Consider the following 22,915-nt stretch of genomic DNA (forward strand, 5'->3'; position numbering starts at 1 on the left):
GGCTTGGGATGTTAGGGGACAGCCGAACGCGCTAGTTCCCTATGAAACGCGAGGTTTGAGGAAAAAGAAGAAACGTTTCAGCCAGGTCCTGCAGAACGAGTGGCTTTTAGCTTTGCCAAGCCCAGTCTGATTGCCCTCAGCCCGGAAAAGATCAGGCGCTTTCACTTTGCGCATCCGCTGCGGGGGTCACGAACTTTGCTCAAACGACGCGACCCTGTTTCTGCCCAGGCGCTTGGCCTGGTAAAGCTGCTGATCAGCGCGATTGATCAGCGCCGCCGGATTGGCGTCCGATGCCCGCGCCAGCGTGCCCGACCACGGCAAACGCGGCTTGGGCAATGGCGGAGCAGATGGTCTGGGCAACGATCAGCAGCGTGAGCAGGGACAAGCCGGTAAACCAGAGGGTCAGGTGGCTACGGAGACTTGCTTTGAACATGGGCGCGACCTGACGACTGGACTGTGGGCATGTTAGCCAGAATAAATGGCTAACCGCCAGCTTCCGTCAGTAGTTTCATGCGGAAATGAGGCACATTGCTGGCCCCGCAATCTCGGATTGCCCGTCAAACTGTCTTTCTTTTCATAAAGTTAGGTGCTGGCTTGATGCGGATCTTTGGATTGATTGCGGCGACGTTGGTCTTGGTCAATGTTTCGCTTACGGCTCAGGCGAAAGAGCCGAGCATGAACGGGCGCGCTATTTGCGCCTGGGGTTCGGGCATTGCCGCAGGCGCGCAGGAATCAAAGCTTGCGGGAGTCACCCTCTATGGCGCACGCAATAAGCTGCAAACCCGGAAGTTTACCCAACCCTGGATGCGCATGACGGCCATGGGCATCACCGAGCAGACTTATAAGAGTGCTTCACGCCTGAAGCCGGCTGGCATCAAACAGACCTATTACGAGCAATGCGTCAATCATGAGCTGGCGCGTAAATAGCCGCCTTTCCGTTGGAGCGAGGCTTGCCCGCGAAGAACGATGACGCGGTAGATCCGGGGCACCGAGGCGTCTGGTTCGCGGGCAAGCCACGCTCCAACAAATCTCTAAATCTGTAGGAGCCGAGCTTGCTCGCGAAGAACGATGACGCGGTAGATCCGGGGCACCGAGGCGTCTGATTCGCGGGCAAGCCACGCTCCAACAAATCTCTAAATCTGTAGGAGCCGAGCTTGCTCGCGAAGAACGATGACGCGGTGGATCCGGGTCACCGAGGCGTTTGGTTCGCGGGCAAGCCACGCTCCAACAAATCTCTAAATCTGTAGGAGCCGAGCTTGCTCGCGAAGAACGATGACGCGGTAGATCCGGGTCACCGAGGCGTCTGGTTCGCGGGCAAGTCGGAACGCCGCCCGCTCGCTCCAACGAAGCGCATTTCAATTCAATGGTTGTGTTGTTTGATGAGGGCGGACAGCCCCAATCACTTCCGATCCAGCCACACAGTCTGGGCATTACAGAACTCACGTACCCCGAAATGCGACAGCTCGCGGCCGAATCCGCTTTTCTTCACGCCGCCGAAGGTGACCCGTGGGTCCGATGCGCAATAGCCGTTGATGAACACGCCGCCAGTTTCCAGTTCGGCGGCCAGCTTTTCAGCCAGGGCAATATCACGGGTATAGATGGTCGAGGCGAGACCGAATTCGCTGTCGTTGGCCAGTTCCAGCGCATGCCGGGCGTCTCGCGCCGTGATGATCGATGCCACCGGGCCGAACAGTTCCTGTTTGAATGAGGTCATCTGATCGGTGACCTCGGCCAGCACCGTAGGCTCATAGAAATTGCCAAGGCCAGCGGTTTTTTTGCCACCGAGCAACAAGGTCGCGCCTTCTTCCAGAGTGTCCTGAACCTGCTGATCCAGTTCGTCACGCAAATCGAAACGCGCCATGGGGCCGATATAGGTTTCAGTCGCCAATGGATCGCCCGTAACCAGCTGGCGTGTGGCTGCGACGAATTTTTCGGTGAAGGCTTCGACCACGCCTTGCTCGACAATCAGGCGCTTGGCAGCGGCGCAGACTTGCCCGGTATTTTGATAGCGGCCAATCACTGCGGCATTGACCGCTTCGTCCAGATCGGCGTCATTGAGCACAATGAACGGATCGGAGCCGCCCAACTCCAGGACGCATTTTTTCAACGCCGCACCGGCTTGAGCGCCGATGGCCATGCCGGCTCGCACACTACCGGTGAGGGTTACGGCTGCGATGCGCGGGTCAGCGATGGCTGTGGAAACACCTTGGGCATCGACGTTGATGACTTCGAAGACGCCTTCAGGAAAACCCGCACGCTTGAAGGCATCGAGCAACAGATAGGCGCAGCCCATGACATTCGGCGCGTGCTTGAGCACATAAGTGTTGCCAGCGATCAGCGCCGGTACTGCGCCGCGAACGACCTGCCAGATCGGGAAGTTCCACGGCATTACCGCCAGAATCGTACCCAGCGGCCGGTACTCGATGCGCGCCTTGCCACCTTCGACCAGCGTCGGTTCGGCGCTCAACATCGCTGGACCATGGGCGGCATACCATTCGCAGAGCTGGGCACATTTCTCGATTTCGCCTCGCGCCTGAGTGATGGGCTTGCCCATTTCCAGCGTGATCCTGGTCGCCAGTTGATCCGCATCATCACGCAGCGCTCGGGCCAGCTCGACCAGCAACTCTGCGCGTTGCCCGAGCGTTGTCCGCCGCCAGACCGAAGCGCCGACAGCTGCGCGGGACAGCGCGCCGTCCAGTGCCGCTGCCGATTCGAAAGGGTAGTGGCCGATCTGCTCGCCGTTGACCGGATTGATGGATAGGGCATGGGTAAGGCTGGATATGGAAGTCATGTCACCGTCCTGCTTATGGGGATGAACAAAGAGTACGGTGGCTTTAAGCTTCTAGAAACTGAATAATACTGAGCATATCGTTCACGATTGGAGAATGAAGTGGATCTGGTCCAGCTGGAGATTTTCAAAGCCGTGGCTGAACATGGCAGCATCAGCGCAGCCGCACAGCACATTCACCGCGTGCCGTCGAACCTCACGACGCGGATCAAACAGCTGGAGCAGGATCTCGGGGTCGATCTGTTCATTCGCGAAAAAAGTCGTCTGCGCCTGTCGCCTGCCGGCTGGAGTTTTCTCGACTATGCCCGGCGCATTCTCGCCCTGGTGGAGGAAGCCCGCGTGACCGTAGCCGGAGCAGAACCGCGCGGGCCGCTGCCCCTCGGGTCGCTGGAGAGTACCGCTGCGGTGCGGATTCCTGGCCTGTTGGCGGCCTATAACCAGAAGTACGCCAAGGTCGAACTGGATTTGTCCACTGGACCGTCTGGGGCAATGATCGACGGGGTGTTGTCTGGCAGGCTGGCTGCGGCGTTCGTCGATGGTCCGGTCCTGCATCCGGCCCTGGAGGGCGTACCGACTTTCGAGGAAGAGATGGTGATCATCGCGCCGCTGGGCCACGCGCCGATTCACCGTGGCCGGGATGTCAACGGCGCCAGTGTTTATGCCTTTCGGGCCAACTGTTCCTATCGGCATCATCTGGAAAACTGGTTCGCCCAGGATGCTGCTGTGCCGGGGAAAATCTTCGAAATCGAGTCTTATCACGGCATGCTGGCGTGCGTCAGCGCTGGTGCCGGACTGGCCTTGATGCCGCGCAGCATGCTGGAAAGCATGCCGGGATGTGCGACGGTAAGCGTCTGGCCGTTGTCCGAAGCGTTTCGTTTCCTGCGCACCTGGCTGGTCTGGCGCAGGGGAACGATTTCACAAAGTTTGACGGTGTTCGTGCAAATGCTTGAGGAGCAGGGAGCGGCAACCCGACAGGCCGGTACGCATCGGGAAATTGAAACCTCGACAGTTTGAGCGTCGACAGCTCGCTCCCAAGCGGTCCGGCCTGATCGGCATTCAGTCCTGACCTCACTGGGTCGGCAATATTGCCCGCGCAAGTGTGCCGCCACGTGGTCGACGAAAAAGACGCAGTTCGCCGCCGTGCTCCAGCACAATTGCTCGCGCTGCCGAAAGCCCGAGGCCGACGCCCCCGGTGCTGCGGCTCCGTGACGACTCCAGCCGAAAAAAAGGCTCGAAGACCTTTTCCAGCGACGCTTCGGGAATACCCGGTCCGCTATCGGCCACTTCGATCACCACCGAGTTTGCGGAGCGGGTCAGGTTGATGGAAGGCGCTTCGGCGTATTTGATCGCGTTGTCAGTGAGGTTGATCACCACGCGCTTGATACCCAGCGGACGTCCGAAATACACCTGATTACCGGGTCCGGAAAACTCCACCAGCACACCTTGATCCCGGTAGTCATCGATGATGGTCTGGATCAATTCGGAAAGATCGAAAGCCGTGGCAGGCTCAAGCCGCGCGTCGTCGCGGAAAAAGTCCAAGGCCGAGGTAATCATCGACTGCATTTCATCCACGTCGCGAAACAGTTTGCGCTGCTGTTCTTCATCCTCGATGAACTCGCCGCGCAAGCGCATGCGGGTCAATGGCGCCCGCAAATCGTGGGAGATGGCCGCGAGCATCTGCGTGCGGTCAGTGACAAAGTGCCGAATCTGCGCCTGCATGGCATTGAACGCGATGATCGCCTGGCGTATCTCATAAGGGCCTTCGGGCGTGATGGCGGGGGAGTGGAAGTCACCGCCAAAACGCCGTGCGCCGTGGGCGAAACGTTTTAGTGGACTGGCCAGCCGGCGCGTGGCGAACCAGGCGACGAGGACTACGGCAATCAGACCGAGCAGCGCCAGCACGCTGTTTCGAGCCAGTTGTGACATGCCCCAGGTACGGTCGGGCGCGACGAATGCCAGCCAGGTCGCGTCGCTCAATTGCACCGCCAGCATGTAGCGGGCCTGAGGATCGGCCTGCGGCCAATCGTCCGGTTCGTAGGCTTCTACGTGACGTTCCAGGGAATGGGTGAGCTGCTGGATGACATACGCGTCGCTGAAATCATCGCCTGTCAACGGCGCCCCAATACTCTGGTGATCGGTGTACCAGTGCACGGTGAACAGTGAATTACTGGCAGCGACGGCCAGTTTGGGGCGTAACTCAGGCGGCGCTACTTCGACCAGGCGGGTGATGGCCGAGGCTTCTTCGAGCAGGCCGATCTGCTCCAGTGACGGTCGCGACCAGACGCCTGCCGCCTGCACAAATAACGCGTACAGCGCCAGACAGGTAACCATCGCGGCGATGATCGTCAGCGCGATCCAGCGCACGATGGTGTCCCTGGATCCGTGCAGAGCGCTCATCGCCGGCTCACATCGGCGGTGAATATATAACCGCCGTTTCGCACGGTGCGGATGATGTCGGGCCGCTTGCTGTCGGGTTCGATCTTGCGGCGCAACCGACTGACCTGCACATCGATGCTGCGATCAAATGCCTCGTGGGTATGCCCGCGCGCCAGATCGAGCAATTGCTCGCGGGTGAGAATCCGTTGCGGGTGCTCGATGAACACTCGCAACAGGTCATATTCGCCACCTGACAGCGGAACCATGACGCCTTGCGCCGAGCGCAGTTCCCGGCGCGTCAGGTCAAACTGCCAGTCGCCGAACAGGATCAGCGGGTGGCTTTTATCCGCTGTTCGCACGGGGTGATCCGGGGTGCGTCTTTGCACCGAGCGTAACCGCGCCAGTAGTTCGCGCGGGTCGAAAGGTTTGGTCAGGTAATCGTCCGCGCCCAGTTCCAGGCCGATAATCCGGTCGCTGACTTCGCTCATCGCCGTCAACATAACCACCGGCGTGTTCGACTCAGTGCGAATCTTCTGGCAAAGACTCAAACCACCTTCGCCAGGCAGCATTACGTCAAGAATGATGATGTCGGGACGCTGACTCTTTATCGCCGCCCACATGCTGATTCCGTCGCCCGCAACTTCAACTTCGTAGGCGTGCCGGACGAAAAATCTTTTCAGCAGGTCGAGGATTTCGACGTCATCGTCGACGATCAGAAGTTTGCTCACGAAGGTCCAGTCAAGGCGATTAATGAGCCCTAATCTAAGTGAAATAAATTGCCCGGTCATATATTTCAATCCGGTAACAATCATTCCACACAGGCATATTCAGGGCACATCGATCACGCAGCACTGACGGATCTCGATCAACACTTCAGCGGATACCAGGCGCGGCATTCATCCTTTGGTCTTGATGGAATACATGCCCCCGAGTATTACCAATACCGCACCGATAACAGTCCAGGTATCAGGAATTTCGCCGAAAACGGCAAAGCCTATAAGGGTCGCGAATACCAAAAGTGCGTAGTTGAACGGCTGCAGAGTTCCGGCTGTTGCATATCTAAGGGACTGAATGAGGAGGAGTTGGGCGACCACACCCGTCAGCGAGAGTACGCCCATCAAAACCCATTCGGACGCAGTCGGCGCAACCCAGCCGGGCAACCCGACAAAGGTTACCGCTGTGGCGCCGACGACCGCCATGTAAAGCATGTTCGTCGCGAAGGAGTCGTGTTGGCTGATGCGGCGCGTGAGAACGTTGAACAGGGCAAAACCCAGTGCGGACACCAGGGGGATCAATGCCACGAGGTCGAAAACGCCTGCACCGGGGCGAAGAATGACGAGGGTTCCCGAGAAACCTATCGCGGCCGCTATCCAGCGACGCATCCCGATAAACTCACTCAGCATGAATCCGGCTAAACCCAGCGTCATCAACGGAAATACCGCATACAGGGCATGCATTTCCGCCAGGCCGAGAAAGCGCAGTCCAATTGCAAAAAGCGCCACATCGGCCACTCCCACCAGCGCTCGAACAACTTGCTGCCAAGGATGCCTGCTGACGATGGAAGCCCGGATACCGCCTCGATAGGCTGCATACCCAAGCGCAAATACGACAAACACCCAATAGCGCACCATCATCAGTTGTGCGACGGGGAGGTCTTTGACGAGCACTTTGGTTATGCCGTCCTGGCTCGCAAAGATAAGCATGGACAGCAGGCACAGGAAAATACCCAGCTGCGGGCGTGGGACTTCAATGGCTCGCTCTACATTCGCCAGCTGTTCGCTCATGATGCTAGTCACTTCAATGATTGCTGAGGTAAAGCGTTTTTCAGGGGGTAGCGGTAGCTGAAGATTTGCCAGATCGCGGATGTATCGCGCCGGCTGAATCATCACCGCGCCAGGCGTATGGTGGTAACCGACAGCACCGTGCCAAAGATTTCTTCCTGGAGCAGTCGACGGTCCCGATCGACACCATCGACTACCGTCAGTTGTACGAAGGCATCGTTCTGAGTATCGCCGCCGTACACGATGTCCTGGCGTAGTCAGGGTAAGACTTCACCTTGTCCAAGTGATCAGGGCTGACCAGTGCGCCAGCGCGTTTCTGCTCGCCGCACCTGATCGGCTGGATTACCACCACTACCGGTTCCAACGCCCTTGATATGTAACTGATTACCGGTGTGCTGTGCCTGGGGGCGACTAAACCGATGCTGCCGGAAGCCGCGAAGCTCTGTGTCTACGCCGGCAGCAATCCCGCCATACGATAACTTGCAATCAGCGTGTCATAGAGCCCGATATCCGCGCGGCTTCTTGCCATGAGCTGAGCGCCGGAGACCGCAGCGAAAATCGCGCGGGCTTGCGCTTCGTTGTCCTCGGGTCTGGAGCCGTTCGCAGCAGACAGGACTTTGCCGAGCCAGGCCACGCTAATGTCGGCGAAGGTCTGGATCTCGATCTTGACTGGTTCGGGCAGATCGTCGAATTCGGCGGACATGAAGCTGCACAGGCACAACCGGTTGCCGTTCGCCAGCGAGCGGCGAAACAGCTCGGGATATCGGCGCAGGCAGCTGGCCGGGTCCGGCATTTCGGCCAGCATGATTTCCAGTTCGGCCGCCGTGTCTTGCCAATAGCGCCGGGCTACGGCTGCACCAAGATCGGCCTTGCTCGGGAAGTGGTAGTAGATGCTCGCGCTCTTGATGCCCACGACTTCGCCGAGATCACGAAAATTCAAACCGCTGTAGCCACGGGCCTGCGCGGCGTCCTTGGCGGCGGCCAGAATGGCTTCTCGATGGTTTGAACTCACTTCACTGCCTCCTCGGTTCAATGGCTGCGCATATTAAGCGATACAAAGCACTTGACCGTTAAATTTTCAGTCGTTACCTTCTACCTACCAACTGGCAGATAGGTAGAATCTCATTATGAACTCCAACACCCCCTCAGACACAAGTACGCTGATCATCTACGACTGGCACACAGGCCCGTATCCGGCACGTGTACGCATCGCCCTGGCAGAGAAAGAGCTGCAATCGCGCACCCGTTTCGTTTCAATCGATCTCTGGAAAGGCGAGCACAAGACTCCGGAGTTCCTCGCAAAGAATTACTCCGGCACGCTCCCGGTGCTGGAGCTCGATGACGGGACCCTCATCGCGGAATGCACCGCGATTACCGAATACCTCGACAGCCTTGATGGCGCGCCCACGCTCACCGGCAGCACGCCGCTGGAGAAGGGCGTGATCCACATGATGAGCAAGCGCGCCGAACTGGAACTGCTGGACGCCGTCAGTGTGTATTTCCATCACGCCACGCCGGGGCTTGGTCCTGACGTCGAGCTTTACCAGAATGCCGAATGGGGTTTTCGCCAGCGTGATAAAGCCCTGCGCGGCATGCATTACTTCGATGCTGTTCTGCAAACCCGGCCGTTCGTCGCGGGTGAAACGTTTTCAATGGCCGACATCACCGTTATCGGCGGTTTGATCTTTGCGGGGCTCGTAGAGCTGGCGGTCCCTGAAGAATGTCAGGCACTGCAAGCCTGGTACGCAAGGATGCAGGAACGTCCAAGCGTTAAAAACCGGGTGACCATGTCCGAGCCGGCCTGACATTCGATTGCGCTCAAGGCGGCGCAGCATCTGGATTGCCGGGGATTCGACCGTGCTTGCTGGGGTTTGGAGCGTTTGTGCAAGTCGGCATCTGCTGACACAAATCAATTAGTTGCACTGCGTTTTTCAATCAGCCCTCGGTAACCGGCAATAGGGTGTACCATCTGAGTCTGTCCTTCGGATATCAGCCATGCCCACGCTCAGCGAAGAGAGCCGTCAGATCGTAGCTTCTCTGGCGCACCGCGTTGGCCCCAACGCTGACATTGAAACAATTGCTCAAGCGGTCGTTTCCATACTGCAGGATATGGACGTAGCGCTCACGCCTGTCATCGGCCAACAAGGGGCGGCGGCGCTGTTGCGGCGCAGCCTCCATCTTTGTGTGACGACTCATCCAAGTCTGGCTGCCAGCTATGGCAGCTTGCAGGCATCGCCTATTCTGACTGCCATCGCAGCCGTACTCGTCGAGCAAAGCAAAACCAACGGGCTGTTTTTTGGGAAAGTCTTGTTGACCACGTATTACGGGTTGCTGACCACGCTGATCGGGCCTTCGTTAACCGCGCGTTTGCTTTGCAACGTATGGGAGCCTTCTTTGAGCGACACCCCTTCGCAGGAAAAATCGCCATGAGCACCAAAGTGACTATCAACCGTCTGGCCACCGGCGTGCCAGGACTGGACGAGGTGCTGGGCGGAGGTTTGCCGGAGTTTTCGTTCAATCTGATCGCGGGCCCGCCTGGCTGCGGTAAAACTACCCTGGCGCATCAGATGATGTTTGCCCTGGCGACGCCCGAGCGCCCGGCCTTGTTCTTTACGGTACTGGGCGAGCCGCCGCTGAAGATGCTGCGTTATCAGCAGCAGTTCGATTTTTTCGACAGTGACGCGATAAATAAGTCGATTCGCTACGTGAATCTGGTCGACGACACACTGGCCGGAGATCTTGACGAAGTCTTGCGTCGTATCGTCAGCGAGGTGGAGATTCATAACCCGTCGCTGGTGTTCGTCGACTCGTTCCGTTCCGTGGTGCTGGCGAGCCAGACCCAGGACAACCCCAACAACAATCTGCCGCAGTTCATTCAGCAATTGGGCATGTTGATGACCACCTGGCAGGCGACGACTTTCCTGATTGGGGAATATTTCACCGAAACCGACACCAACCCGATTTTCACCGTGGCCGACGGCCTCATCTGGTTGCGTCAGAGCGTCCAGCGCAACTCCATGGTGCGCAAGATGGAAATCATGAAGATGCGCGGCCAGCCGACACTGCCGGGGCTGCACACCTTCCGGATCGCCAGTTCCGGGATCAAAGTGTTCGCGCCGGCCGCGCGCAACCTGAACGAGGCGCCTCTGGAGTTCCCGGTCAAACGCCTGAAAATGGGCGTGCCCCGGCTCGACGACATGCTTGGTGGCGGGTTGCCTCGCGGGTATTCCTTGCTGGTGGCAGGGCCGTCGGGCTCGGGTAAAAGTATTCTCGCGGCGTCCTTCCTGGCCGAGGGTGCGCGCAATGGCGAAACAGGCGTCATCGCGGTCTTCGAGCAGCGCCCCAATCACTCGCAAAACGCCACGCTTTCTGACTTGATCCAGAGTGGAATGGTGGCGCTGGTGGACAGTCGCGCTCCGGATCTGTCGATTGACGAAATCGTCCATTTGCTGCTCAGCGAGATCAGCCAGCTCAAAGCCACTCGTGTGGTGATCGATTCGCTCTCAGGTTTCGAGCTGGCGCTGGCACCGACTTTCCGCGAAGACTTTCGCGAATCGCTGTCGCGTATGGTGACCGCGCTGACCAGCGCGGGAGTCAGCGTATTGATGACGTCCGAACTGGAAGATCGCTACACCGACCTGCGTTTCAGCCCTTATGGCACGGCGTTTCTCACCGACGCGATCATCGTCCAGCGCTACATCGAAGTGCAGAGTCGCTTGCTGCGCATTATGGCGGTGGTCAAGGTTCGCGCCAGCGCCCACTCCGATGAATTACGCCTGTACAGCATCGACGATAAGGGTTTGCAGATCGGCGAGATGCTGCCGGATCAGGAAGGTTTACTGGGTGGGCGGCCGACCCGGCAGCGCCCGGGCATAAACAATGCGTAACTCAACCTCATGACCAACGCCGAGGACAAGGACGTTAAGGCGAATGCCGCTCGCGAGTTGCTCCTGCTCGGGCAGAAAACTGTCGAAGCAAGGGCAGTCCTGGCGGCGCTGCAAAAAGAGTTGAGTGACACCAACGACCGCCTGGCTGAAAGCCGGCAGCTTGAGCAACTGGTCGAGGCCAATCAGCAATTGGTACTGGCGATCCTGTTGGCGCAAGCGGATGCGGAAAAACCACCGCACACGCTGGAAGAACAGCGCTCTTCCCTGGAGGTTCGTGAAGCCAACGAACAGTTGGTGATTGCAGCCCTCGGCGCGCAGCATCTGCAGGATCTGGCCGAACACGCTCTGGAGCGGCAACGACAAGTCCTGACCCTGGTGGCGCATGAACTGCGCAATCCGCTGACCCCCATCAGCATGATTGCCGGGCGGCTGGTGCGGGTGCCAAAGGAAGAACTGCCGCGCATGCAGAAGTTGATCGAAGGTCAGGTTCAGCATATGTCGCGTCTGGTGGAAGATCTGCTCGACGTATCACGCGCCAATACCGGCAAGTTTCGCCTGGATTGTCGTCTGGTCGACATGTCACCGATCATCCGGGAAGCCATCGAGGTTTGCAGCCCGGTAATGGTCGCCCAGCACCTGGACTTCCGCGTCGAACAACCCGAGTGCGCACTGATCGTCGATGGCGATCCGGTGAGGTTGGCGCAGATTCTCGGCAATCTGCTTGGCAACGCCGCGAAATACACGCCATCAGGCGGTCTGGTCGCGCTTTCGGTATCGAGCAATGCGGACAGTCTGGAGATACGGATTCGTGATAACGGCATCGGGATTTCTGCCCGAGCGCTGCCCTTTATCTTTGAGCCATTCGTACAGGATTCCCACGCGGTCGGCTTCAACGGCGTGGGGCTGGGCATTGGTTTGACGGTGGTGCGCGAGCTGGTCGAAGCCCATGGCGGGACCGTAACGGGCATGAGCGATGGCGATGGTAAAGGCAGCGAGTTTGTCATGACCCTGCCGTTGTTCCACTTCTGACCTTCATTCGCCCATCGGCAGATTATTCACAATTCGTGTTCTGCATGATCACTTGAAGGCCATTGATGTAGTTTTCATTCGGAATATGCTGGGTTCATGAGTAACCGTGATCTCGCATAACAATGAGAAGAGTGCATCGCCATGATTAGTCCACGTACCCTTTATCAAAAACACATCGACAGCCATACCGTCTGCACTTTGGATGATCAGGGGCACGTGCTGTTGTATATCGATCGGCAGGTCGCCAATGAATACACCAGTCCGCAAGCGTTCAGCGGTCTGCGCGAGGCCAAGCGCGGTGTATGGCGACCTTCGGCGACCCTGGCCGTTGTCGACCACGTCAACCCGACAGCACCTGAGCGCGTCGCCGCGATGCCCGACGCCGGGGGTGCGCTGCAGGTCTCCTATTTCGAAGAGAACTGCCGGGATTTCGGCATTGAGCTGTTCGATGTGCTGGATAAGCGCCAGGGCATCGAGCACGTCGTCGCTCCCGAACAGGGATTTATTCTGCCCGGCATGGTGGTCGCCGCCGGTGACAGTCACACCACCACCTATGGCGCCCTGGGCGCATTTGGTTTTGGTATCGGAACCTCCGAGATCGAACACCTGCTTGCCACCCAGACGCTGGTCTACAAGCGCTTGAAGACCATGCGCGTCACCGTGACCGGCGACCTCGGCATGGGCGTGACGTCCAAGGACATCATCATGGTCCTGATCCAGCAGATCGGCGCTTCGGGTGCCACGGGGTACGCAATTGAGTTCGCCGGTCCGGCCATCTCGACGCTGAGCGTCGAGGCGCGAATGACGATCTGCAACATGGCGGTGGAGGCGGGCGCACGAGGTGCGTTCATGGCGCCGGACGATAAAGTATTCGCCTACGTCAAATCCAAACCTCGCGCGCCGCAAGGCCAGCAATGGGTGGCTGCCGAGCAAAAGTGGCGTGAGCTGTTCACCGACGAGGGCGCGGTTTTTGATCGCGAAGTGCGGGTCGATGTGAATGCACTTGAGCCTATGGTCACTTGGGGTACGAGTCCCGATCAGGCCGCCCCGGTCGGCAGCACCGTTCCTGATCCGGCCAGGGAAGCTGATCTGATCCTGCGCCAGGGTATGCAGCGGGCTCTGAAATACATGGGGCTGGAGGCCGGGATGTTGTTGAGCGAGGTGAAGATCAGCCATGCATTCATTGGCTCATGCACCAATGCACGAATCGAGGATTTGCGCGACGTCGCGCGGGTTGTTCATGGCAAGCGTGTCTCCCCCGGCGTGCGGGCCATGATCGTGCCGGGCTCGACCCTCGTGCGCAATCAGGCAGAAGAGGAGGGGCTCGCGAGGATTTTCCTCGATGCCGGTTTCGAGTGGCGCCAGTCCGGTTGCTCCATGTGCCTGGCCATGAACGACGACGTCCTGGCCCCGGGTGACCGCTGCGCGTCGAGTACCAACCGAAATTTTGAAGGGCGTCAGGGCGCGGGTGCACGAACCCATCTGATGAGCCCGGCGATGGTGGCAGCAGCGGCGATCCGTGGCCATCTGACCGATGTTCGCTCGTTTGCCGAGGAGGCTTGAGCCATGCAACTTTTTGATACCGTAACTGGCAAAGCTGCCCCGTTCCTCGCGTCGAATGTTGACACGGACGTCATCATGCCCAAGCAGTTCCTGAAGGGAATCGACCGCAGCGGGTTGGACAAGGGCCTGTTTTTCGACCTGCGTTTCCTTGAGTCGGGTGAACTGAATCCAGAGTTTGTCCTCAACCAGCCAGCCTGGAGCGGTGCCCATTTTCTGGTGACCGGGCCAAACTTCGGTTGCGGCTCCAGTCGTGAACATGCGGTCTGGGGGCTCAAGCAATTGGGTATTCGAGCGCTGATCGGCACCAGCTTCGCCGGTATTTTCTATGACAATTGCCAGCGTAACGGCGTGCTGGCGATTCAGTTATCCGAGACTGAACACCAAAGGCTCGGCCAGGTGGTCAGCAATGTGGCAACCACGACGATCAGTGTCGACTTGCCCAATCAGGCGATTCGCTTGAGTGACGGTTCGGTCATCGCCTTCGAGATAGACGATTTGCGCAAGCAATCGCTGCTGCTGGGGCTCGATGCCATCGGCAACACACTGCAACGGTCAGCGCAGATTCGTGATTTCGAGACTCGGCACCTCGCAGAGAATCCCTGGTTGAGCTAGGCGTTGGGCGATCACTGGGGAACGACAGTTCCTCCGTGATCAAACCAGCGACAAGCTGCGGAAATGCTCTTCGAAAAACTCGATGCAGACCCTGAGTTTTGCCGACTGGCTGACCCGCGTTGGGTACACCGCCCAGACGTTGGCACTTTGCGTGTATTCGTCGAGCACCTGGGCCAACTCTCCGCTTTCCAGCATGGGTTTAACATCCCACAAAGATCGCAAGATGATGCCTGCGCCGCTCAATGCCCAGCGCAATACAATCTCGCCATTGTTCGACGACAGTGGCCCGCTGACCCGGACCGACTCTTCGACTTCACCCTTGGTAAGGCTCCAGAGGCCGAAGGCATTATTGCGTTCCTTGAGGACCAGGCAGTCATGACTGGACAGGTCGTCCAGAGAGTTCGGTATGCCACGTCGCTGCAGATAGTCCGGAGTCGCGCAAAGCACCCTGCGATTGGCCACCAGCTTCTTTCCGAGCAATTGATTGGGCAAATCATCGCCTACGCGGATTTCGAGATCGAATCCTTCATTGACGATATCGACAACGCGGTCAAATACGTCCAGACGAATCTCCAGTTTCGGATACCGCCGAGACAGCGTGGTTATAGCCGGCGCCACATGATTGCGACCGAAACCGAATGTGCTGCAGATATGCAGGCTGCCGCTTAGTTGTTGTCGAGCGTCGGTCAGCTCGCTGATGAAATCATCCATGTCCCCCAGAAAGCGCGTGGCCCAGACGCGAACCCGTTCGCCATCATCGGTCAGTGCTACGCGGCGGGTAGTCCTGTGCAAAAGCCTGGCACCCAGGGTCGCCTCCAGAATCGACACGCGCTTGCTGACGTAGGCCGGTGAATAACCCAGTTCCTCAGCGGCATGGTTGAAACCATTTTTGCGGATCACGGTGAGAAAAACCCGTAGGTCATCCGGTAACAGGGATTGCTCACGATTCGTGTTCATAGGCCTCATGACTTCGCTATTTATCATGTTTTGGCGCAAGGATAACATCGAAATACGCTTGATTAATCGTATCGGGCTCTCCGTGACTTACATAAATCCTCGATAAAAATAACTAGAGGAATACATACATGAACAAGCCTTATGAGCAATCTCTAAAGGTCAACGGTTTATCCGGTTCAGGGATACGCAACCGCTTGAACAGCCTGTGTGCCTATGAGATCGGTGTGATTCCGCTGCCGATATTCCTGGGCATCGCTTTTATCGTTTTTCTGTCGGCCCACCTGGGTTTACTGCCGAAAAACATGATTGGCGGCTTGGCCGTCATCATGACCATGGGCGTGTTTTTCGGTCAGGTGGGGCAGCGTCTTCCGATATTGAAAGAGATTGGTGGCGGGGCGATTCTGTGCTTGATGTTGCCCTCTGTCCTGGTGTTTTTCGGGTTTTTTGGTGCGCCCACAATTGATGCCACCAAGATGCTCATGAAGGATGCAAATTTCCTTTATTTCGTGATTGCCAGCCTGGTGGTCGGCAGCATTCTGGGGATGAGCCGGTTCACTCTGGTTCAAGGCATGATCAGAATGTTTGTTCCCCTGCTCGCGGGTACGTTGGCCGCTTTAATAGCCGGTCTACTGGTGGGAGAGCTGTTTGGCTATACGTTTCACCACACGTTCTTCTACATCATCGTACCTATTCTGGGCGGCGGTATCGGTGAAGGGATTCTGCCGCTGTCCCTGGCTTATTCGGCCATTCTTGGCGGAACCCCAGATCAATACGTCGCCCAATTGGTCCCGGCTGCGGTAGTGGGCAACATCATCGCCATCATCTGTTCCGGAGTGCTGGCACGTATCGCGCTCAAGCGTCCATCGTTGAACGGTGAAGGGACGCTGATTCGGGCCAAGGATGAGAACGACAAGTTTCAGGTGAAGGAAGAAGATAAAGGCCCGGTCGATTTCCGTTTAATGGGCGCAGGTGTTTTGCTGATCTGCACGTTCTTCGTATTAGGCGGCCTGTTGGAAAAAGTCGTGGGCATTCCCGGCCCGGTGATGATGATTCTTGCCGCAGTCGCTTTTAAATACATTCGGGTGTTGCCGGAGCGTCTGGAGAAGGGGGCGCATACTTTTTATAAACTTGTCTCGTCGGCATTTATCTGGCCCGTCATGATTGGCCTCGGAATGTTGTACGTGCCGCTCGACAGCGTCGTGAAAGTATTTTCGGTGGGTTATGTGGTGGTCTGCCTTGCGGTCGTGGTCTCGATGACCGCTGCGGGATTTTTGGTGGGGAACCTGATGAAGATGTACCCCATCGAGGCAGCGATCGTGACCTGTTGTCACAGCGGTCTGGGCGGTACGGGCGACGTCGCGATTCTTTCGGCGGCCAATCGCATGCAACTGATGCCGTTTGCCCAGATCTCGACCCGGATTGGCGGTGCGGCCACCGTGATCATTGCGACGATCCTGCTTAAGGTTTTTTCCTGATACAGCAATGCCAACCTCTGTAGGAGCCAACTTGTTGGCGAGAGGTTGGCCGGGCGTTATTTATTCTGGCGCCGCGCGTGGAATCGGGTCGTATCAACAGAGTTTGCGGTGTGGCTTATTGAGGTTTCGCCCTGACGGTCGAGTCCTTTTGTTTCGGCAAAAGGACGAAACCACCTGCGCTCAGCCTCCCGACGCGCGTTTGGCGGCGTCTGCCAGAACGTGGCACGGAAAAGCGAACATCAAAAGCCAGAGCAATTTTCCAGGTCGGCCACAACCCCGTGGGAGCGAGGCTTGCCCGCGAAGAGGCCAGTACATGATCCGAAGCTCCAAACCAGAAACGACGCCTTCGCGGGCTGGCGAGAAATTGGTCCTGCGTAAACAGGCAAACTCCCTCGCGAACAAGTTCGCTCCTACAAGACGACGTTGCTTATTTTTTCAATGCGTCATGAGCCTCCAGCGCCCGCAGCGAATAGATATAGGCGGCCCCGGCATTCAGCGAAATGGCGGTCGCCAGGGTCGCGGCAATTTCCTCGCGGGTAGCGCCGGCCTTGATTGCCGCGTCGGTGTGTACGCCGATACAACCGTCGCAGCGTGTCGTTATGGCTACGGCGATGGAGATCAGCTCACGGGTCTTGGCGTCCAGCACATCGTTCTCGGCAGAGGCTTCATCGAGCGCCATATAAGCCTTGACCATTTTCGGGTTGCTTTTGCCCAGCGCAGCGAAAGACTTCTGGATGGTAGGCAGCAGTTCGGACCAGTTATTGAACATTGTGTTAATTCCTTCAGAGGTGGTGCCTGCTATTTCAGCAGGTCTGGTTTTGAGCGTCACCGACAGCAATTCTTAGGTTTAGCAGATAATTTGAATGGTTCAGGTGCGGTCCCTGTAATTTGAGACGCGGCTTTCCGCAGCTCCCACACATGCGTGTCCGAAAACGTCCTACATTGGTCCTGCCAACGTCTGTTGCGGTGCTTGTGCGCGCTTTACCATGCAGCCATTATCACCAGCATGGCATTCGCCACGGAGCTAAAAATGACCCTCAGCGCCCTTATCGTCATCGACGTACAAGAGTCCTTTCGTCACGCACCTTACTGGTCCGAAACTGACCTGCCGGACTTCCTCGAAAAACAGCAGGCGTTGATTGACGGCTGTGTAGAGAAGGGCTTTCCAGTGATCCAGATATTCCACGTCGGCGAGCACGGGCCATTTTCCGTGGCGTCGGGCCACGTCCGGACGTTGAAAGAGCTTTCGATCAGCCCGAGCGTGGTTTTCCACAAGCATTATCACAGCGCACTTGCCGGCACCGAATTGGCGGCATGGTTGACGAAGCGGGGCATCGGCAAGCTGATCATTAGCGGCATCCGCACCGAACAATGTTGTGAAACGACCACGCGCCACGCCTCGGACAGCGGTTTTGCCGTGGACTATGTGAGTGAGGCCACCTTGACCTTCGCCATGACCCACGCCCGCAGTGGGCGCACTTACAGTGCCGCCGAGATTCGCGAGCGTACCGAGCTGGTGCTGGAAGGCCGTTTCGCACGCATCGCCACGGTCGTGCAGGCGTTGGAGGGCTGAAACCATGGCGATTCCGGTGCTGTTCGTGCTGCTGCCCAATGTTCTGATGCTGGATCTGGCGGGTCCGGCCGAAGTGCTGCGGCTCGCCTCCCGGATCGAGTCCGGAGAACCCCAGGCAGAAGGCGAGGAGCGCGTGGAGTTTGAGCTGCAGTACGTCAGCCCGCTGGCGGACTTGCAGACGTCTATCGGCCTGCCTTTGGCGGGTCTGGCGCCGCTGCCGGAAAGCCTGTTGCCGGGAACTCTCGTGGTATTGGTCGGTTCAACGTCGGCAGTATCCCCGGCGCAGCTGCGTGAGTTCGAAGCAAGCAGCGCTGTTCTGACCGAATGGCTTCGACGGGTTCTGGCACCCACCGGCGAGCGGTTACTGTGCGTGTGCGCGGGGGCGTTGAGCGCGGCCCGAGCAGGTTTGCTTGATGGCCGCCAATGCACCACACATCACTCCCTGTGCGCGACGTTGCAGGAACTCGCCCCCAAGGCCAGGGTGTTGGAAAACCGACTGTACGTCACCGACGGTCGAATCAGCACCAGCGCTGGCATTACAGCGGGTATCGACCTGATGCTGCAGGTGCTGGCGGAGTTGAGCGGACCACGGCTGGCGTGTGCCGTCGCGCGGGAGATGGTGGTGTATATGCGTCGGGGCGGTGCCGATCCGCAGTTGTCGCCATGGATTATGGGACGTAATCACCTGCACCCCGCGCTACACCGGGTGCAGGATGCAGTGGCTACCGACCCCGGCGGCGACTGGACGGTAGAGCAGATGGCAGGTATTGCCTGCACCAGCAGCCGTCATCTGGGGCGGCTGTTCCATGAATATGCAGGGGGCGGCCCGCTGGATTACCTGCATCGACTGCGGATAGCGCTTGCACGGGAATTGCTGATCCATTCGAGCCTGGATATGGAAACGGTGGCACAACGCGCAGGTTTCGGGTCGGCGCGTCATTTGCGGCGCATCTGGGGAAAATACGAATCCACGCCGCCTTCGCAAAGCCGTTTGCGCTCGTCTACGGCCTGATCTTCAACGGATGGCAAACCTTGGCAATGACCTTCCAGTTACGTCGATTTTGATCTATGTCAGGGAGTTACGTGGAGCACTTCAGGGATGATATCGAAGCCCTGGCGGGTGACAGGCCTGTCAACGCAAAAGGCTGCTGTGAAACGGACAAGCGGTCACCACGTGCCAGCTGTCTTTACAATATATTGTCAGCCTGTATCGCTGGATTTATGGGGCTGCTGGCTACCAATTACCTCCTTCGGGTTCTACGGAGAGACGGTGCTTCCCATTTTCTGGATTCAATTTTCAATTGTCATATAAGGTAGTCAGAGTCACTTGACGGGCTCTCCAGGGAAGAAGGCCAGCGTGGACGCTTTCTGCGTTTTGTCACATCCGGCTTACGCCCATCGCAGTACTTCAGTAATTGACACCGTTGCAGAGGTTCAGGGGATGACCACGTGCTGAACAACTCCTTTACAGGCGGCCACGGGCTATCATGTCAAGCAGAAGATACGAAAGTTGATTTACGGAATGCGTATCATTCTACTAAGCTGACGACGATTGCTTGTGCTGTTTCAAAAAGGCAGCGGGCGTCGCAAATTTCATTGCCAGACAACATCCGGTTAGTGAGACGGTGTGTGCTTTCGGTTTAAGTCAGCCTGAACATCATCTGATCGCTATCCCGGCGTCAGGGTTGGTACAGGCGGACATGCTCACTCCACCGCCGCGAGTACGCACCCGATGCAATATCAAAAGTTCTCTGAAACGCAGATCGAGACGCTGGTCGACGCGATCAACACCGATGGCTTCGCCGTTCTACGTGGTTGGGCGAGCGACGTTGAGCTGGCTGAATTACAAGCGATGGTCAGCCAGGCGGTCAGTGCCGCAGGTAATCAATACGTTGCGTTAACCGGCAGCCAGGCCGTAGCCGGTTCGCTTTTGCACGAGTGGGGCAGCTCGCCCGACTTCCTCGATTTATGCCAACGTGTGGTGGCAAAAGAAACAGGACAGCGACCCAGCGAGCCAGGTCTGCATCAAGTATTGCGCTGCCTGATTGGCGAGCGCGGTCAGCGTGAGTCGTTGATCTTCCATTACGACTCATTTGTGCTGACGGCGATCATGCCTGTTTGTATGCCAGAACAGAGCGACCCAGGTGATCTGATCATGCTCCCCAATCACAGGCCCATTCGGCAAAATTATGCCCTGAACCTGTTGGACAAGCTGCTGATCGACAATCGATGGTCTCAGCGACGCCTGGCCCAGCGTCACGCCAGACATGCCGAGCAGTTTGTGCGGATACGGATGCGGCCAGGCGATATGTATCTGTTCTGGGGTTATCGCTCGCTGCACACTAATCTTCCTGCCGATCCTAGTGTCATTCGATCAACTGCCGTTTTTCACTACCAGAACGTGCATGGCCGCAGCTCCCTGGCAAGCCGAATCCGCCGGTCGCTGGCAGGATTGAAGCCCAAGCAGGCCGCCCGGATCGAAGAGCCACAGGCACAGCGGGAATCCCTTGCTGAAAGACCCTGATGTCAAGCTGCCGCGCCCCTCGGATACCTGGTATCAGGACGCCGAGGGTCCGGGTGTGCGGAATGATTGATTTACGCTAGCCCAAGCATCCTTTCCATGATGATCGTGTTCTCAGCTCCATGAAATTCATCTCGAATTTTGTTGAAGCCAAGTGAAGAGTAAAAACCTTCTGCGGTAATTGAAGAGGGGACACGCAATCGTTCTATTCCATTGCTGGCGGCTACTGCCAGCAGCAGCGTCATCAGTTGTCGTCCTATGCCTGTCCCTTGATGGAGTGGGTCGACGAACACACTCCGAACAATGTCCCGATCCAGGCTGGCTGTTGCAACCACCTGACCGCGGACTGTCGCCACATAAACCTGACGTTGAATCAACAAATCGAGGATCGCCTTCGGGGAAAAGCTGTGTTCAACCCGGGCGATGATTTCAGGTGAGTAGTCGTGGGCGTTGGACTGGCGTAAGGCGCTGACAATGACCGTGCTTATGGCCGAGGTGTCCTCGCGAGTTGCGATTCGAATCAGGCAATCCATCTGGGCAATTCCTTGCGAATGGTCGTGCGATCCTAAAGAAATCCGGGTGAACAGGCTATGAGCGCAAGGTTTGGGTCAGGTGGCCAAAGATGTCGAGTTCATCGGGTAAGCGCTGGCTGATCCATTGATCGTTACAACAATACCACCCCTAATAGATTGATTGGCGGGCCAGACATACCTTCACTATCGATAGCAAACAGGGAAGGGCTGGAGCAGCCGCCTTGCTGAAGGTACGCCTTGAGGTTCCGCAATAGCATGCATATTTCACATTTAGATTTTTTTAATTATGCGCTTGATGAATCTTGGGTTGGATAATATGATGACTAAAATCTAATGAGTCAGATTGCTTGTGTTAACCGCCATCCCACGAAACCAGGCGGGAAAACTGGCCTTCCGGCAAGGGTGAATGCACCACGCCATATGAAGGTGACAGGTCTCCTGACCACACCGCTCTGGTCGTCACTACTCCCACCATCTCAAGCAAGGACACGGCAATGCTGGCATCGCTACTCGCAGGGTCATTGATGCGGCGCAGGATTCATTACAGTTGGATCGTCGCATCCGTGACCTTTTTGACGATGTTGGTAATGGCCGGAGCGGTAGGCGCGCCGGGCGTGTTCATCGTTCCTTTACAGAACGAGTTCGGCTGGCAAACGGCCGATATTTCTTCGGCCCTGGCGATTCGTTTTGCCTTGTTCGGGTTGATGGGGCCGTTCGCCGGCGCCTTCATGAACCACTTTGGCATGCGCAAAGTCATGGTGACTGCCATTGTCGTGGTGATGATCGGATTTGGAGGCTCATTGTTGTTCATGACCGAGTTCTGGCAACTGGTCTTGTGCTGGGGCGTCCTGGTCGGCGCTGGCACCGGCCTGACCGCAATGGTGTTGGGTGCGACAGTCGCAACTCGCTGGTTCTCGTCCCGACGCGGTCTGATCATCGGCTTGTTAGCCGCGAGTTCTGCTACCGGCCAGCTGGTGTTCCTGCCGCTGCTGGCGCGCCTCACCGAAAACTTCGGTTGGCGCACGGCACTCGCTTTTATCTGCGTGATGCTGGCAGTGGCTGTTGTCGCGGTACTTGCGTTGATGCGTGATCACCCCGCAGACCTTGGCCTGCCGCTGTACGGCGAAACCGAACCGCAAGCGATTAGCGCAAAAACCGGAACGCTGCGGCAGATGTTGCTGATGCCCCTGACTGTACTGCGCGATGTTTCCGGGTCGATGACCTTCTGGATTCTCTTCGCAACATTTTTCATCTGCGGCGCAAGCACGTCGGGTTTGATTCAGACGCACTTTGTCACCATGTGTGGCGACTTCGGTCTGCTTGCCACCAGCGCGGCGGGGCTGCTGGCAGTGATGGGGATTTTCGACTTCATCGGCACGGTTGGTTCTGGATGGCTGTCGGATCGCTACGACAATCGCTGGCTGTTGTTCATGTATTACGGGCTGCGTGGCGTCGCACTGATCATCCTGCCGTTCACCGATTTTGCCGTTTTCGGACTGTCGATTTTCGCCATCCTCTATGGGCTGGACTGGATTGCCACGGTGCCGCCAACGATCAAGCTGACCGCTGCCACCTTTGGCGTACAGCGCGCCAATATCGTGTTCGGCTGGATCTTCGCTGCCCATCAATTGGGTGCGGCTTTCGCAGCCTACGGTGCCGGGATGATCCGCACCGTGCTGGCAACCTACACACCGTCGTTTTTCATCGCCGGCATGCTGTGTTTTATTGCGGCGCTGGTAGCGCTGGCGATAGCGCGGCCTGCGCCGATTACTGGCAATGCGCGCTGACAGCGCCGCTAATTCACGAACCTGCCATGGGGT

Annotated in this window: 22 protein-coding genes and 1 pseudogene; 13 read left to right on the top strand and 10 right to left on the bottom strand. The window is 57.7% G+C overall.

All coding sequences use genetic code 11. The annotated features are described in order from the left end of the window. Positions 1-253 precede the first annotated feature (253 nt). Complete coding sequence (locus tag AFK24_RS31330) at positions 254-433, bottom strand: hypothetical protein (RefSeq protein ID WP_065832145.1); 180 nt, start codon at positions 431-433, stop codon at positions 254-256. 164 nt (positions 434-597) lie between these two features. Between AFK24_RS31330 and AFK24_RS04755 the strand changes: the two genes are divergently transcribed. After that, the gene (locus AFK24_RS04755; protein ID WP_065832146.1) at positions 598-927 is read left to right on the top strand and encodes a hypothetical protein; all 330 of its coding nucleotides are present in this window, start codon (positions 598-600) and stop codon (positions 925-927) included. Positions 928-1,399: 472 nt separating this feature from the next. Here the strand turns inward: AFK24_RS04755 and AFK24_RS04760 are convergent, their stop codons facing one another. Further along, positions 1,400-2,791, bottom strand: coding sequence for an aldehyde dehydrogenase family protein (locus tag AFK24_RS04760; protein ID WP_065832147.1), 1,392 nt, complete (start codon positions 2,789-2,791; stop codon positions 1,400-1,402). 99 nt (positions 2,792-2,890) lie between these two features. Between AFK24_RS04760 and ptrR the strand changes: the two genes are divergently transcribed. Next, on the top strand, positions 2,891-3,802 hold the full coding sequence (gene ptrR / locus AFK24_RS04765) for a putrescine utilization regulator PtrR (protein ID WP_065832148.1): 912 nt from the start codon (positions 2,891-2,893) through the stop codon (positions 3,800-3,802). Between the two features lie 54 nt (positions 3,803-3,856). Here the strand turns inward: ptrR and AFK24_RS04770 are convergent, their stop codons facing one another. The 5 genes and pseudogenes from AFK24_RS04770 to AFK24_RS04785 all read right to left on the bottom strand — a co-directional run bounded on the left by AFK24_RS04770 (position 3,857) and on the right by AFK24_RS04785 (position 7,957). Next, positions 3,857-5,185, bottom strand: coding sequence for an ATP-binding protein (locus AFK24_RS04770; RefSeq protein ID WP_065832149.1), 1,329 nt, complete (start codon positions 5,183-5,185; stop codon positions 3,857-3,859). Beyond that, positions 5,182-5,892, bottom strand: a complete 711-nt coding sequence (locus AFK24_RS04775; protein ID WP_065832150.1) for a response regulator — start codon at positions 5,890-5,892, stop codon at positions 5,182-5,184. Before AFK24_RS04775 ends, AFK24_RS04770 begins: the two co-directional genes overlap by 4 nt. Positions 5,893-6,060: 168 nt before the next feature. Further along, a complete protein-coding gene (locus AFK24_RS04780; protein WP_240500332.1) occupies positions 6,061-7,050 on the bottom strand; it encodes a DMT family transporter in 990 nt (329 codons plus the stop codon). A gap of 17 nt (positions 7,051-7,067) precedes the next feature. After that, positions 7,068-7,264, bottom strand: a pseudogene (locus AFK24_RS29675) (aldehyde dehydrogenase family protein); the annotation flags it as partial. Between the two features lie 129 nt (positions 7,265-7,393). Next, entirely contained in the window at positions 7,394-7,957 is a 564-nt protein-coding gene (locus AFK24_RS04785; protein ID WP_065832151.1) for a TetR/AcrR family transcriptional regulator, read from the bottom strand. Between the two features lie 148 nt (positions 7,958-8,105). Between AFK24_RS04785 and AFK24_RS04790 the strand changes: the two genes are divergently transcribed. From AFK24_RS04790 to leuD, 6 genes are all read left to right on the top strand, one after another. Beyond that, positions 8,106-8,750, top strand: coding sequence for a glutathione S-transferase (locus AFK24_RS04790; RefSeq protein WP_065832449.1), 645 nt, complete (start codon positions 8,106-8,108; stop codon positions 8,748-8,750). 190 nt (positions 8,751-8,940) lie between these two features. Then, the gene (locus tag AFK24_RS04795) at positions 8,941-9,375 is read left to right on the top strand and encodes a hypothetical protein (RefSeq protein WP_065832152.1); all 435 of its coding nucleotides are present in this window, start codon (positions 8,941-8,943) and stop codon (positions 9,373-9,375) included. Continuing rightward, a complete protein-coding gene (locus AFK24_RS04800) occupies positions 9,372-10,832 on the top strand; it encodes an ATPase domain-containing protein (protein ID WP_065832153.1) in 1,461 nt (486 codons plus the stop codon). The genes AFK24_RS04795 and AFK24_RS04800 overlap by 4 nt, the downstream gene beginning before the upstream one ends. Before the next feature lie 9 nt (positions 10,833-10,841). Beyond that, positions 10,842-11,861: a sensor histidine kinase gene (locus AFK24_RS04805; protein WP_065832154.1), complete on the top strand. Its 1,020-nt coding sequence runs from the start codon at positions 10,842-10,844 to the stop codon at positions 11,859-11,861. 141 nt (positions 11,862-12,002) lie between these two features. Next, on the top strand, positions 12,003-13,424 hold the full coding sequence (gene leuC / locus AFK24_RS04810) for a 3-isopropylmalate dehydratase large subunit (protein WP_065832155.1): 1,422 nt from the start codon (positions 12,003-12,005) through the stop codon (positions 13,422-13,424). A 3-nt stretch (positions 13,425-13,427) separates the two neighbouring features. Then, complete coding sequence (gene leuD, locus AFK24_RS04815; protein WP_065832156.1) at positions 13,428-14,036, top strand: 3-isopropylmalate dehydratase small subunit; 609 nt, start codon at positions 13,428-13,430, stop codon at positions 14,034-14,036. Positions 14,037-14,075: 39 nt separating this feature from the next. Here leuD and AFK24_RS04820 read toward each other — a convergent pair whose 3' ends face one another. Beyond that, entirely contained in the window at positions 14,076-14,993 is a 918-nt protein-coding gene (locus tag AFK24_RS04820) for a LysR substrate-binding domain-containing protein (RefSeq protein WP_065832157.1), read from the bottom strand. A gap of 128 nt (positions 14,994-15,121) precedes the next feature. On the opposite strand from AFK24_RS04820, the gene AFK24_RS04825 reads away from it, so the two are divergent. After that, positions 15,122-16,468 carry a 2-hydroxycarboxylate transporter family protein gene (locus tag AFK24_RS04825; protein ID WP_065832158.1) on the top strand — a complete coding sequence of 449 codons (1,347 nt, stop codon included), beginning with the start codon at positions 15,122-15,124 and terminating at the stop codon, positions 16,466-16,468. A gap of 427 nt (positions 16,469-16,895) precedes the next feature. On the opposite strand, the gene AFK24_RS04830 is transcribed toward AFK24_RS04825, so the two are convergent. Continuing rightward, positions 16,896-17,237, bottom strand: a complete 342-nt coding sequence (locus AFK24_RS04830) for a carboxymuconolactone decarboxylase family protein (protein ID WP_065832159.1) — start codon at positions 17,235-17,237, stop codon at positions 16,896-16,898. A gap of 261 nt (positions 17,238-17,498) precedes the next feature. On the opposite strand from AFK24_RS04830, the gene AFK24_RS04835 reads away from it, so the two are divergent. The 3 genes from AFK24_RS04835 to AFK24_RS04845 all read left to right on the top strand — a co-directional run bounded on the left by AFK24_RS04835 (position 17,499) and on the right by AFK24_RS04845 (position 20,565). Then, positions 17,499-18,041 carry an isochorismatase family protein gene (locus tag AFK24_RS04835; protein ID WP_065832160.1) on the top strand — a complete coding sequence of 181 codons (543 nt, stop codon included), beginning with the start codon at positions 17,499-17,501 and terminating at the stop codon, positions 18,039-18,041. 4 nt (positions 18,042-18,045) lie between these two features. Next, the gene (locus AFK24_RS04840; protein WP_065832161.1) at positions 18,046-19,053 is read left to right on the top strand and encodes a GlxA family transcriptional regulator; all 1,008 of its coding nucleotides are present in this window, start codon (positions 18,046-18,048) and stop codon (positions 19,051-19,053) included. 720 nt (positions 19,054-19,773) lie between these two features. Then, entirely contained in the window at positions 19,774-20,565 is a 792-nt protein-coding gene (locus tag AFK24_RS04845; protein ID WP_065832162.1) for a hypothetical protein, read from the top strand. 71 nt (positions 20,566-20,636) lie between these two features. Here AFK24_RS04845 and AFK24_RS04850 read toward each other — a convergent pair whose 3' ends face one another. Beyond that, positions 20,637-21,095, bottom strand: a complete 459-nt coding sequence (locus AFK24_RS04850; protein ID WP_065832163.1) for a GNAT family N-acetyltransferase — start codon at positions 21,093-21,095, stop codon at positions 20,637-20,639. A gap of 563 nt (positions 21,096-21,658) precedes the next feature. Between AFK24_RS04850 and AFK24_RS04855 the strand changes: the two genes are divergently transcribed. Then, positions 21,659-22,882 carry an MFS transporter gene (locus tag AFK24_RS04855; RefSeq protein ID WP_240500333.1) on the top strand — a complete coding sequence of 408 codons (1,224 nt, stop codon included), beginning with the start codon at positions 21,659-21,661 and terminating at the stop codon, positions 22,880-22,882. The last annotated feature ends 33 nt before the right edge of the window (positions 22,883-22,915 follow it).

Origin of the sequence: Pseudomonas syringae (assembly GCF_001698815.1) — a bacterium.
Taxonomy (GTDB): Bacteria; Pseudomonadota; Gammaproteobacteria; order Pseudomonadales; family Pseudomonadaceae; genus Aquipseudomonas; species Aquipseudomonas syringae_A.

Bases quoted from the DNA above. Each gene is read 5' to 3' on its own strand.
- AFK24_RS31330 (WP_065832145.1), bottom strand. From the start codon at position 433: ATGTTCAAAGCAAGTCTCCGTAGCCACCTGACCCTCTGGTTTACCGGC.
- AFK24_RS04800 (WP_065832153.1), top strand. From the start codon at position 9,372: ATGAGCACCAAAGTGACTATCAACCGTCTGGCCACCGGCGTGCCAGGA.
- AFK24_RS04830 (WP_065832159.1), bottom strand. From the start codon at position 17,237: ATGTTCAATAACTGGTCCGAACTGCTGCCTACCATCCAGAAGTCTTTC.
- AFK24_RS04780 (WP_240500332.1), bottom strand. From the start codon at position 7,050: ATGATTCAGCCGGCGCGATACATCCGCGATCTGGCAAATCTTCAGCTA.
- leuC (WP_065832155.1), top strand. From the start codon at position 12,003: ATGATTAGTCCACGTACCCTTTATCAAAAACACATCGACAGCCATACC.
- AFK24_RS04770 (WP_065832149.1), bottom strand. From the start codon at position 5,185: ATGAGCGCTCTGCACGGATCCAGGGACACCATCGTGCGCTGGATCGCG.
- AFK24_RS04755 (WP_065832146.1), top strand. From the start codon at position 598: ATGCGGATCTTTGGATTGATTGCGGCGACGTTGGTCTTGGTCAATGTT.
- AFK24_RS04845 (WP_065832162.1), top strand. From the start codon at position 19,774: ATGCAATATCAAAAGTTCTCTGAAACGCAGATCGAGACGCTGGTCGAC.
- AFK24_RS04795 (WP_065832152.1), top strand. From the start codon at position 8,941: ATGCCCACGCTCAGCGAAGAGAGCCGTCAGATCGTAGCTTCTCTGGCG.
- AFK24_RS04820 (WP_065832157.1), bottom strand. From the start codon at position 14,993: ATGAACACGAATCGTGAGCAATCCCTGTTACCGGATGACCTACGGGTT.
- AFK24_RS04760 (WP_065832147.1), bottom strand. From the start codon at position 2,791: ATGACTTCCATATCCAGCCTTACCCATGCCCTATCCATCAATCCGGTC.
- AFK24_RS04805 (WP_065832154.1), top strand. From the start codon at position 10,842: ATGACCAACGCCGAGGACAAGGACGTTAAGGCGAATGCCGCTCGCGAG.
- AFK24_RS04840 (WP_065832161.1), top strand. From the start codon at position 18,046: ATGGCGATTCCGGTGCTGTTCGTGCTGCTGCCCAATGTTCTGATGCTG.
- AFK24_RS04825 (WP_065832158.1), top strand. From the start codon at position 15,122: ATGAACAAGCCTTATGAGCAATCTCTAAAGGTCAACGGTTTATCCGGT.
- leuD (WP_065832156.1), top strand. From the start codon at position 13,428: ATGCAACTTTTTGATACCGTAACTGGCAAAGCTGCCCCGTTCCTCGCG.
- AFK24_RS04835 (WP_065832160.1), top strand. From the start codon at position 17,499: ATGACCCTCAGCGCCCTTATCGTCATCGACGTACAAGAGTCCTTTCGT.
- AFK24_RS04850 (WP_065832163.1), bottom strand. From the start codon at position 21,095: ATGGATTGCCTGATTCGAATCGCAACTCGCGAGGACACCTCGGCCATA.